The 11,181-nt window shown below is 69.1% G+C and carries 11 protein-coding genes; 2 read left to right on the plus strand and 9 right to left on the minus strand.

All coding sequences use genetic code 11. From position 1 onward, the window contains the following. Nucleotides 1-22: 22 nt before the first annotated feature. Complete coding sequence (locus tag CSR00_RS15640) at nt 23-805, minus strand: alpha/beta hydrolase (protein WP_099023336.1); 783 nt, start codon at nt 803-805, stop codon at nt 23-25. Nucleotides 806-1,118: 313 nt separating this feature from the next. Here CSR00_RS15640 and CSR00_RS15645 point away from each other — a divergent pair, with 313 nt between their 5' ends. Next, on the plus strand, nt 1,119-1,901 hold the full coding sequence (locus tag CSR00_RS15645; protein ID WP_099023337.1) for an SDR family NAD(P)-dependent oxidoreductase: 783 nt from the start codon (nt 1,119-1,121) through the stop codon (nt 1,899-1,901). A gap of 23 nt (nt 1,902-1,924) precedes the next feature. On the opposite strand, the gene CSR00_RS15650 is transcribed toward CSR00_RS15645, so the two are convergent. The 4 genes from CSR00_RS15650 to CSR00_RS15665 form a co-directional block, all read right to left on the minus strand. Next, complete coding sequence (locus CSR00_RS15650) at nt 1,925-3,688, minus strand: hypothetical protein (protein ID WP_141564369.1); 1,764 nt, start codon at nt 3,686-3,688, stop codon at nt 1,925-1,927. A 331-nt stretch (nt 3,689-4,019) separates the two neighbouring features. Then, on the minus strand, nt 4,020-4,667 hold the full coding sequence (locus CSR00_RS15655) for a nitroreductase family protein (RefSeq protein WP_099023350.1): 648 nt from the start codon (nt 4,665-4,667) through the stop codon (nt 4,020-4,022). A gap of 226 nt (nt 4,668-4,893) precedes the next feature. Beyond that, on the minus strand, nt 4,894-5,400 hold the full coding sequence (locus CSR00_RS15660; RefSeq protein WP_099023351.1) for a DUF2505 domain-containing protein: 507 nt from the start codon (nt 5,398-5,400) through the stop codon (nt 4,894-4,896). Between the two features lie 30 nt (nt 5,401-5,430). Further along, complete coding sequence (locus CSR00_RS15665) at nt 5,431-6,141, minus strand: flavodoxin family protein (protein ID WP_099023339.1); 711 nt, start codon at nt 6,139-6,141, stop codon at nt 5,431-5,433. Nucleotides 6,142-6,292: 151 nt separating this feature from the next. Between CSR00_RS15665 and CSR00_RS15670 the strand changes: the two genes are divergently transcribed. Continuing rightward, nucleotides 6,293-7,123 carry a class I SAM-dependent methyltransferase gene (locus CSR00_RS15670; protein ID WP_099023340.1) on the plus strand — a complete coding sequence of 277 codons (831 nt, stop codon included), beginning with the start codon at nt 6,293-6,295 and terminating at the stop codon, nt 7,121-7,123. On the opposite strand, the gene CSR00_RS15675 is transcribed toward CSR00_RS15670, so the two are convergent. The 4 genes from CSR00_RS15675 to CSR00_RS15690 form a co-directional block, all read right to left on the minus strand. After that, nucleotides 7,116-8,372, minus strand: coding sequence for a phthiocerol/phthiodiolone dimycocerosyl transferase (locus tag CSR00_RS15675; RefSeq protein ID WP_099023341.1), 1,257 nt, complete (start codon nt 8,370-8,372; stop codon nt 7,116-7,118). The two genes, CSR00_RS15670 and CSR00_RS15675, sit on opposite strands and share 8 nt — an antisense overlap. 68 nt (nt 8,373-8,440) lie before the next feature. Continuing rightward, complete coding sequence (locus CSR00_RS15680; protein WP_245906095.1) at nt 8,441-9,223, minus strand: ABC transporter permease; 783 nt, start codon at nt 9,221-9,223, stop codon at nt 8,441-8,443. Nucleotides 9,224-9,318: 95 nt separating this feature from the next. Continuing rightward, nucleotides 9,319-10,137, minus strand: coding sequence for an ABC transporter permease (locus CSR00_RS15685; protein ID WP_245906093.1), 819 nt, complete (start codon nt 10,135-10,137; stop codon nt 9,319-9,321). Further along, nucleotides 10,134-11,177, minus strand: a complete 1,044-nt coding sequence (locus CSR00_RS15690; RefSeq protein WP_099023353.1) for an efflux ABC transporter ATPase subunit, DrrA-related — start codon at nt 11,175-11,177, stop codon at nt 10,134-10,136. The genes CSR00_RS15685 and CSR00_RS15690 overlap by 4 nt, the downstream gene beginning before the upstream one ends. Between the last annotated feature and the right edge of the window lie 4 nt (nt 11,178-11,181).

The following is an 11,181-nucleotide window of genomic DNA, read 5'->3' on the forward strand; positions in this document are numbered from 1 at the left end:
GACCGCGCGGTGGGGCGGCGCGTCAGAGTCCTTGGGCGCCGAGCCAGCTCTCGATGCGCTCCGCGACCGCGGCCCAGCCGGGCTCCAGCATCATGTTGTGGCCCATGTCGGCGAAGAAGTCCGCCGCGACGCCGTATGCCCGGGCGGTCGCGCGGATCTCCGATCGGGAGACCGCGCCGTCGTCCAGCGCCCCCAGGACGAGCATCGCCGTGGACACCCGCTGTGGCCGAGGGCGGGTCACCATGCCGTCGAGGCCCGAGCGCGCGCTCTCCTCCTGCAGCCGCTGGGCGTAGCGGACGACCAGCGATTCGGGCGTGTGTGGGGAGAAGAAGCGCTCGCGGGCCAGCTGAGGGGTGCTGACGTACGGAAGTGACCGTCCGGTGGCGCTCAACTTGGCGAAATGCCACGGATGCCGGCGGGCCCAGCGCAACCCGGATGCCAGAAACCCCTGCGGAGGCATCGACGCCATCAGGACGGCGGCCGGCGCGGTCCGCGACTCCAGGTAGCGCTGCACCAGGACCCCACCCATGGAGTGACCGACCACGACCGGACGGACCGGCAGTGTGTCGGCCACCGTGGTGACGTCGTGGATGTAGTCGGCGAACGAGCAGTCGCGCAGCGGCTTGTCCAGCGAGCTGCCGCCGTGACCGCGCAGACTCAGGGCGACGGCACGAAACCCCCGCTCGGCGAAGAAGTCCAAAAAGTGCTCGTCCCAGCACCAGGCGGCATGCCAGGCGCCGTGAACGAACAACAGGGGCACGGGGTGGGCATCGCTGACCGAACCCCGGTCGATTACCTCAAGCATCGCGCTCAGCCTAAGCTCTGACCGGCGCGGCGGCGGCTCCGGGCGCGGCGCGTCCAAAGGCCGATGGGCCCAGCACATCCCGGTTCCGGCCGGTCGCGGTCGCGGACGCTGCACCGGTTTCGGCCGTGGCACTCGGCGGTGCGGACCGGCCCGGCGAGCCCGCCCGCCACATCGACCGCGCGAGCCCGCCATACCGAGCCTGGCCATAGAATGTGGACCGCCGTGCGTGCGCGTGCGCACATATCGATGGCCCCTGTCGACGGCCCCTGTCGACGGCCAACGTCCACCAACGACCAGGAATGACAAGGTCACCATGAGTCTCCCGGAACCGAGCGCCGACACCGCCGTCGTCGTCACCGGCGCATCCTCGGGCATCGGCGAGGAGATCGCCCGGGAACTGGCCCGCCACGGCTACCCCGTGCATCTGGTCGCCCGTCGGCGCGAGCGCCTCGACGAACTGGCCCGCGAGCTCTCCGGCGAACACGGCATCGCCGTGACCGTCCTCCCGATCGACCTCGGCGACACGGCTCAGCGCGCCGAGTTGAGTCGGCATCTGGCCGACGCCGCGGTCGCCGGGCTGGTCAACAGCGCCGGATTCGGTACCAGCGGAACCTTCCACCAGCTGCCCGTGGAGCGGGAAAGCGATCAGATCGTGCTCAATGCGCTGGCGGTCACCGAACTGACCCATGCCGCCCTACCGGGCATGATCGCCCGCGGCAGCGGCGCGGTGCTCAACGTCGGCTCGATCGCCGGGTTTCAGCCGCTGCCGGACGCGGCCGTCTATTCGGCGACCAAGGCGTTCGTCCAGACGTTCTCCGAAGCGGTGCACGAAGAGCTGCGCGGCACAGGGGTGTCCTGTACCGCCCTGTGCCCGGGCCCGGTGCCCACCGAGTGGTGGGAGATCGCGGGCGAACCGGCTCCCGCCGGACTGGCCGCAACCTCGGCACACGAGGTTGCGGCCGCGGCGGTCGCCGCGATGCGCCGCGGCAAGCGGCTGGTCGTGCCGGGACTGGTTCCCAAAGCGGCCGGAATCGGCGGGCGCCTGGCCCCGCGCGGCCTGCTACTGCCGGCGCTGCGCCGCGCCAACCGCCGCTGACAGGACCTATTCGCCCATTCGCCCTATTCGCCCGCGCTGCCTCCGCCGGACGCGCCCGAACCGGCCGTCGACCTCTTCGACCCGCCGTGCTTGGCGCCGGATGCACCGAGCCGATCACGGATCGACTTCACCGTGGTGGAGCCGGGCCCGCTGAGACGGTGCCGGCCCGCCGTCGAGGAGACCGACGAGCGCCCACCTGCGGCGCCGGCATCGGTGTCGCTGTCCTTGGATCCGGCCTTGCCGCCCTTGTCGTTATCGGACTTGTCGGCCTTGTCGTTATCGGACTTGTCGGACTTGTCGGACTTGTCGCTGTCGGCCTTGCCAGCCTTATCGTCGTCCGACTTGTCGCTGCCGGTCTTGTCAGCATCGGTGCCGTCAGAGTCGGTGCCGTCAGAGTCGGTGCCGTCAGAGTCGGTGCCGTCAGAGTCGGTGCCGTCAGAGTCGGTGCCGTCAGAGTCGGCGGACTCGTCGGCCTGGCCGCCGTCCGCCTCCAAAGCAGAACCGGCAGCAGAACCGGCAGCGCCGGGCGTCTCAGCGTCGGCGGCGGTCTGGGCCTCAGCCTCGTCACCGGACTCTTCCCCACCGGACTCCGGTGAGACCGCCTTGCCGGCGGTGTCCTCGGCGACCGGCGCGCCGGATTCGTCGGCGGCGGCCTCATCCGCTGCGGAGGACACCTCCTCCGCCTGAACCAGGCTCTCGGCGACGGCGCGAGCCGGATCCGCCTCGGCCTGGTCCTCGGTGCCGCCGACGCCGAGCTTGGCAACCAGGGCCGCAAGCCCAGCCTGGCCCGCCGGCGCCGCTGCGTCCTCCGAGGAGGACTCAGCGGCCTCGGCATCCGAGGGGTAGTGCGGGTCGTAGTTGTCGTAGAGGTACGGGTTGTCGTACGGGTTGTCCGGATCGCAGGTCGGACACAGCACCGGCGCCAGAGCTCGGAACAGCGGCGCCAGGCTCGTCTGGTCGTCGTTGTACCACTCGCTGTTCTGCACAAACGGGTAGAAGCCGTCGAAGATCGACTTGGTGAGCTTGGCCAGGGTGGAGAAGGTCTCCTGCAGCGACACGGTCTTGACCCCGCTCGGCGGCGCGACCAGGTAGTCCCACACCGACGTGATGGGCTCGGCCGGGTCGAGCTGCACGTGCTCCTCGGACCACTCCATCTCCTCCCCGGTGTGGGGGTTCACCACCTCGGGGAAGGTGTAGCCGTCATAGAGCTCGGACATCGGCACCTTGAACATGGAATCGAGCAGGGCCCCGAGATCCGGGCATGCGCCGGGCAGCGCCGCGCAGCCGGCGTTCATCGGAAGGTTGGCCTGTGCCCACACACTCAAGTGGTTGCCCAGCACCGTGGAGAAGGCCGGGAACGGGACCAGCATGTCGATGAAGCCCTTGAGCTTGGGCGGGTCGGCGGCGTCGAACCCGAAGACGTTCGTCGGGCTCCACACCTGCCAACTGCCCGTCAGGATCATCGCGTCGGCGAACCGGTCCATGGCCTCGACCTCGTTGGCCGGGATGCTCAGAACCGCGTTGAGGATGTTGACGGGGATGTTGAAGATGGAGGGTCCCGCGGCCGCCAGCGGGGCCACCGCCACGGCGCCCGACGACGCCGAATCCGCGGCGCAGGGATAGCTGGTGCCATCGGTTCCGCAGTCGACCGCTGCGGCTGTCAGGCGCACCGCGGCGCTGGATTCCTGAAGATCCTGCGGCTGCGGCGCAATCGGAGTTACGGAAATGACGCTGGCCCCCACCAGCGCCACACCCGCCGTGACATACGGACGCACGGCAGTAGGCATGACGCTCCTTTCGGCGTTGCTGAATGACGCATAGGTCAGCGATGAACGTATCCAAAAAGAGATGCAGTGTCTAGCAGAACGACACATCCGGGCGCGGCCCGAATATTTGCTGACGGAATCGTCAAATAGCGTCGTTCACATCCGGCCGACGCCGCCCGCGGCCGCCGGAAAACTCGCCGGCGACCGGCGACCAGCAAAAATCGGCGCACGAACACGTCGCTGCAACAAAGGAATTCCGGCATCGCCACGCCGCCGGATCACCCGTTGGCGGGGCGGGTGGCGCGGGATTTGCCCGTGTCGCGCGCCGGGCCACACCGAGGGCGGATACGCCTCAGTCCGCGAGCCACGCCCGGTTGCCGTAGACATCCAGATGTGTCACCTCGGCGACCGGTCGGCGCGTCGTGGGTCCGTAGCGCCCACGTGGCCACCCCAGCGGCACGATGCAGCACGGCGTCACCGACATCGGCAACTGCAGGGTGTGCCGCGCCGAGGCGAGACTCCACAACGGCAGCGTGATCAGCGAGGCGCCGAGGCCCATCGAACGCGCCGCCAACAGCAGGTTCTGCACGCTGGGGTACACCGACCCGAAGAACGCCGACAGCGCCGCGTGCGGCATCGGCAGGTAGGGCACCCGGCCCTCCCGGGCGCTCAGGCGGATGCACGCCACCACCAGCACGGGGATCTCGGTGAAGTGGTCCACCTGCCACTGCACGGCCCGGGCCGTCTTGGCCATCGACTCGTCGTGGTCGGCCACACGCCGGATCACGCTGTGGTAGTAGGCGTTCCAGCCCTGCCGGTAGCGCTGGGCGAGGCGGCGTTTCACCTCGGGATCCTTGACGACGATGAATTCCCAGTTCTGGCCGTTGGCGCCGGTCGGGGCACGCAGCGCGAGTTCGATGCACTTGAGCACCACCGCGTCGTCGACCGGATCGGGCCGGACCCTGCGCACCGCCCGCTGGGTCATCATCGCCTCGACCATCACCGCGTCCAGACGGCCCAGGGCCTCCTCGGCGCTGGGGATGGGCCCATGACCGTCAGGCAACGTCGGACCACCCCGACCGTCAGGCACCGTCGGACCACCCCGACTGTCAGGCACCGTCGGACCACCCCGACTGTCAGGCACCGTCGGGCCACCCCGACTGTCAGGCACCGTCGGACCACCCCGACCGTCGGATGCGGTCGCTTCGTCGCCGAACCCCATGATGTCAGCCATTCTCGGCGATCCATGTGCTGGTGAAGCGTTGGACGCCCGGGATTTCCTCGGCCACCTGCCCTCCGATCCACTTCTCGATCTGACCGCCGATCAGCGGGAGCCTGACCTGTACGGTGCCGGTGAACCGCAGCAGCGAACCCTGCCCGGCCGGGGCCAGCAACGCCGAACCGACGCCGGCGATCGGCGCACCGGAGGCGGTGATGTCGACGTCCCCGACCACCCGGCCCTCCTCGGCAATTCTCCAGGTCTCCTTGCGGATCACCATCAGGTCACCCGGGAAGGCCCTGGCCAGCAGCCCGGGAAGCACGTCGTGGCGTAGGTCCTGGCTGGTCACGACCTCGATCGCGTCGTCGGCGCCGACGACCAGCGAATCCAACGTGATGGTGTCGCCGCCGTAGACGGCCAGCCGGGCACGCCAGTACTCCTCGTCGGCGAACGCCGAACGGATCTGCGCGACCGTGGCCGGGCTCTCCGTCGATACGTCAAACGGCCTGGGCACCGTGATCCACCCCAACCCCTCGGTCCCCGGTCACGGCGTCGCCTCGGTCGTGCCCGGCGCGCCGCCGAACAGGCGGTCGGCGACCCCGGCCGCGAAGTCCCGGGCCTCCTCGAGCTGTTCGGGGCCGATGTTGGTCGTCGGGATGCGCACCCCCAGGTAGCGGTCGCGGTACTCCCCCGTGCCCAGGTAACTGGTCAACGAGAGCATGGAGGGGACCTGGCTGCCGGGATAGGTGAAGTGAATCCCGTCGATATAGCGTCCGCCCTTCTTCTGGGCGAGCTTGCGAACCCCGGTGAGGTTCTCTTTCCAGTACCGCCGGCACACGGCGAACACCACGAAGGGCTTGCCGGCGAGCAGATCGCCCGCTTCGGGCGACTTCAGGAAGGAGCGCAGCGGCATGCTGACGGTCCGCCACCACGTCGGGGAGCCGATGCAGATCAGATCGTAGTCACCGTTCCTGACCTCGTCGGGGGTGCGGATCTCGCCGGTGGCGCGTCGGGTCTGTGCGGGCAGCATGCCCAGGAACTCCGGCCACACGTTGCGCATCGGGAACCGTGAGAAGGGCTCGGAATAACGCGGATCGGTGAATTCGATCGGCGCCCGGTGCACCTCGTAGCCACGGGCCGAGAATTCCGCACCCGCAGCCTCCAGCACCTTCTGCGACTGGCCGGTGTAGCTGTAGTACAACAGCAGCACCCTCGGCGGCCGCTCGGTGCGTGCCTCATCGGGAGTGTGCGTCACCGACTCCCACCTCCCCGCCTGCCCCGGTCGGACGCCGCTGCGCCACGGCGCTTCGCGGTCTGTGTGTTCACCTGGGCTCCTTCCCGCTGCGTTCGCAGCGATGTCGGCCCCGACGTGCCGTGCGGGGATCACTGCGCTTAGCCTCACATACGTGACCAACAAAGTTTCCGTCGACCTGAGCGGTCCGGCGAAGACAATGCTGTCGACCCTGTATCTCAAGGCGCTCGACGCCGACTTCGAGCGCCCCGTTCTCGGTGACCGGTTCGCCAAGGACGCGATCGACCGGATCGACTACGACTGGCGGGAATTGGGGATCACCCCCGGATGGGCGCCGCTGTTCACCGTCCGCACCGCGCAGTACGACATCTGGGCCCGCCAGTTCATCGCGGCCCATCCGCGGTGCACCGTGGTGCACCTGGGCTGCGGAATGGACACCCGGGTGTTCCGGCTCGACCCCGGTCCCGACGTGCAGTGGTTCGACGTCGACTTCCCGGCGGTCATCGCGCTGCGTGAGCAGGTGTACCCGAGTCGCCCGAACTACCGGCTGATCCCCACCGCCGCCACCGAGTTGTCCTGGCTGGAACAGATTCCGGCCGACCGGCCCACGCTGTTCCTGGCCGAGGGCATCAGCATGTACCTGACCGCTGCCGAGGGCGCCGCCCTGCTGACCGGCGTCGTCGAGCGTTTCCCGTCCGGCGAGCTGCAGATCGACTTCTTCAACTGGCTGGCGATCAGGTCGCAGAAGACCCAGACGTTGGTCCGACGGTCGAATTCGACGCTGTACTGGGCGGTCAACAGCCCGCAGGACATCCTGACCAAGGTGCCCGGCATCCGGCTGCTGGACTCCGTGACATTCTTCGACGCGAGCACCTTCGACCGCGTCTCCGGCCCGTTCCGCGCGGCCAAGCGGGTGGTCGGCTTGCTGCCACCCCTGCGCAAGTCGCTGCAGTATCACCGCTACGCGTTCGGTCCGGCTAGCTGACGCTGCTCGCAGCGTGCCGGGCCGCCACAGCGCGCAGCAGCGACTCGATGGCGGCCACGCGCTGCTCCGGTTCGGGTCCGTGCGAGTGGTACTCCAGCATCAGCCGGCCCGCGAAGATCTTGCTGGTGTAGATCTCGATTCCCGCCCCGACGGCGAAGTAGAACTCGCCGTGGCTGGCGGTCAGCTGCAGGTCCGGCGGCGTGCGCAGCGGCGGGACGATGCCGTTGTCGGTGAACATGACCACATCGGGCAATCCGGGCGGGTTACCGACGTACTGCGGACTGAAGTGCAGGAAGGACTGCTGGATCACCCCTTCGGCGATGTCGCTGCGGAACGTCTCGTTGATGTCGCGGGCCAGATCCACGACGTCGGTGCCGGCGTCGATTTCGGCGAGATAGGTGGCGATGCCCACCGGGTTGGTGCACTCGGTGGCCGACACCGGCGGCGAGAGCACGTAGCGTAGGTCTACCGGGTAGACATAGGGCACCGGGATGTTCGGTGTCTTGCGGACCTGCCACTCGGCCATCAACACCACCGCCGACAGCAGGCTGTTCAGACCGAGCTTCTGGGCCCGGCAGAAGGCGATCAGGTTCTCGGTGTCCTCCTCGCTCAGCGTGCAGTATTCCATCGGAACCAGTTGCGGCACTGCGGGATTGTGATCCGACGGGGCACGCCGCGAAGGGGGCAGGTCGTAGGCGAACATCGCTGCGAGCAACCGTTCCAGCCCGGAGCGGCTCTTCTTCTCCACACCGCGGTTGGCCAGCACCACCTCCAACGGATCCGGAGCGGGATGGACCTTGGCCGGCGGCATGCTGCCGGTGGTGACCAGATCGGTGTAGGAGGAGAACAACTCCTCCAGCAGGCTGAACTGGTGGTGCCCGTCGGCCAGGCTGTGGTGGATGTACACCGTGGGCTGGGCCTGGCCGTCGCGGATGGTGACCCGCAGGTGGATCAGCAGGGAGCTCTGGTCGAAGATCAGCGGCGGTGGTTCCTCGCCCGGCCCCAGCTCCACCACCTCGATCCCCGGATGCAGCAGGTCGTCGAGCACGATCTCGTAGCGGCCCTCGGCGTCCTGCTCAAGGTGCCCGGAGAGCACCGGGTGTGCCTCCAGCAGCGCGTCGAACGCCTCGCCGAGGGCGTCGGTGTCCAACGGCCCGCTGACGTGCGCGGCCAGACCGACGAAGTTCTGGGTCTCGGCGAACATCTCCTCGCTGCGCGCGAGCTTGCGGATCCCGGATGAGGCGAACATGTCTTCAGACTCCCTGGCAGGTTGTGAGGTCGGGGCGGGCGGCGCGGTGACACCGGCGGGTTCGTGGGTCAGCCACGCCGGCTGGCCTTCCGGTAGCCGATGGCCATCGGAACAGCGCAGGCCGCGGCGATGCCCACCGACCACAGCACGGTCCCCAGCATGGGTTCCAGCACCGGACCGCCGAGGGACAGACCCCGCATCGCCTCGATCGAATAGCTGACCGGCTGGTGCTCGACGACGGGCTGCAGCCAGCCGGGGTACTGGTCGAGCGGGACGAATCCGGTGGAGAAGAACATCAGCAACGCGATGATGATCTCGGTGGCCTGCGGCACGATGGTACTGGTCGACCACAGCGCCAGCGTGATCACCGCCGCCGACAGCGCCACGCCGAAGATCGCCGGAACGAACAGCCAGAGCACCGACTCCGGCACCGACTGCCGGAACCGGAAACCGAGGGCCAGCCCGACGCACAGCACCACCGCGGTGATGACCGTGATGCGCACAGCATCGGCGGCCAGCCGCGCCAACAAGCCCGAGGCGCGGTGCGCGGGCACCACCCACAGCCGCGACAGCAGCCCCTCGTCACGTTCGCGCATCACGCCGACCGCGCCGATGATGGCGCCGGTCATCGCCCCGACCATCGCGACCAGCGGCACGCTGCCGTAAAGCGCGCTGTGACCGGTGACCTGCTCGATCCCGTCACCCAGCACGATGTCGAGGGCGACCAGGAAACCCGCCGGCATCACCAGGGACTGCACCATGGTGGCCGGATCGCGGCTCCAGCGGCGCAGGATGCGCGCGGTCAGCACCCAGGTCTGCGGAACCAGCACCCGCGGCGAGTTCTCCCCCATCCGCCGTACACGGTGGCGGCCGGACCCGGGGCGACGGCGCGCGATGACGCCGCTGCGGCCGGAGAGCCTGCTGCTGTCCTCGGCGACGGTCGACATCAGCGCCGCCTCGCCGAGACGACGGCGTGCAGCCAGATCACCACCACCAGGATGCCCACCACCCAGGCCAGGGCCGGGCCGATGACCGACCAGGTGACCGCGGGCGCGAACGGCGTGCTGTCACCGGCGAAGGCCTGCAGTGCGTAGACGAACTGCGACAGCGGCTGGTTGCGCACGAAGGGCTGGATCCAGTCGGGGAAACGCTCGACGGGCTGAAGGCCCACCGACGCCAGCCCCAGGGTGAGCTGCGGCACCAGCATCACCGGCGCGGTCGCCTCCGGGTTCTGGGTCGCCAGGCCGATCAGGTCGCCGATGACGGCCAGCGCCGCGCCGATCAGCAGGGCGAGCCCCACGAACCCGGCGGTGTGCAGCAGACCACCGTGAAACCGGAACCCGATCACGTACCCGCACGCCACCGACACCGCCAACGCCACCGTGCAGCGGTACATGCTGGCGGTCATCCGCGAGGACAACGGCGTCAGCGCCGCGATCGGCATCGCCCGGAAGCGCCGGTTGATGCCCTGCACCGAGTCGGTGGCCGACCGGAACGCCGCCGACACCGCGGCGAACCAGATGGCCTGCAGCACGATCAGCGGTGTCAGGTACTGCGCATAGCTGCTCAGGGGTTGCGCGGCACCCATGAACTCCTTGAGGGGCAGGTAGTAGCCGATCGTGAAGACGATCGAGCCGATCACCTGGGTGGCCAGTTCACCGTTGCGCACCGTGGGGGTGATCATGCGCACCGTGAGCACCCACCACTGCCGCACGGTGGATGGGTTCGGCCGCCTGGTCGCCGGGATCGCGGAGGTGTCGATCACGCCAGCGCGTCCTGTCCGATCTGCCGGGCCGTCTGCTGAGTCTGCTGGGCCGCTGCCAGGCGGGCGTCGTCGTGGGAGGTCAGCGCCAGGAACACCTCGTCGAGCGAGGGACGCCGCAACGCGATGTCCATCAGCTCGATGCCGGCTGCGTTGAGGCGCGACAGCGCCTGCATCAACGTGTTGGCACCGTCGGGAGCCGGCATCGCGATGCGGTCCGCGTCCTCGGCGATCGCGTTGCGGTTCTTGGCCGGCATCAGCGGCCCCAGCGCCGCGAGCATCGCCGGGATGGCGGCGATGCTGCGGGGGACGATCTCGCAGTAGGTGCCGCCGGTGCGCTCCTTGAGCTGGTCGGCGGTGCCCTCGGCGATCACGGTGCCCCGGTCGATGACCACGATGCGGTCGCTGAGCAGGTCGGCCTCTTCGAGATACTGGGTGGTCAGCAGCGTTGCGATGCCCTGGTCCTTGAACTCCGACACCAGCTGCCAGATGCTCTGCCGGCTGCGCGGGTCCAGGCCGGTCGTGGGTTCGTCGAGGAACACCACCTCGGGCCGAACCACCAGGCCGCAGGCGATGTCGATACGCCGCTTCATGCCGCCGGAGTAGTTGCCGACCGCGCGGTCGCCGGCATAGACGAGGTCGAACTCCTCCAGGAGTTCCTGCGCGCGGGTGCGGGCCTGGGATTTCTTCAGCCCCTGCAACCGGCCGAACATCACCAGGTTCTCCCGGCCGGTGAGCAGGTCGTCGAGCGCGACGTGCTGGCCGGTGAGCATGATCGATCGGCGCACCCCCGCGGGGTCGCCGACCACGTCGTGGCCGGCCACCATCGCCACTCCGCTGTCCGGGGTGGTCAACGTCGACAGGATGTCCACCGTCGTCGTCTTGCCGGCGCCGTTGGGGCCGAGCAGGCCCAGCACCTCGCCGCGGCCCACCTCGAAGCTGATACCCCGCAGCGCCTCGACCGTGCCGAAGCTCTTGCGAACGTCGGCGACGGAGACGGCCAGGTCCCCGGCCCGGCCTCTCGCAGCATCGGTCCTGAACATCACC

The sequence above is a fragment of the Mycolicibacterium palauense genome (assembly GCF_002592005.1).
GTDB classification, from domain to species: domain Bacteria; phylum Actinomycetota; class Actinomycetes; order Mycobacteriales; family Mycobacteriaceae; genus Mycobacterium; species Mycobacterium palauense.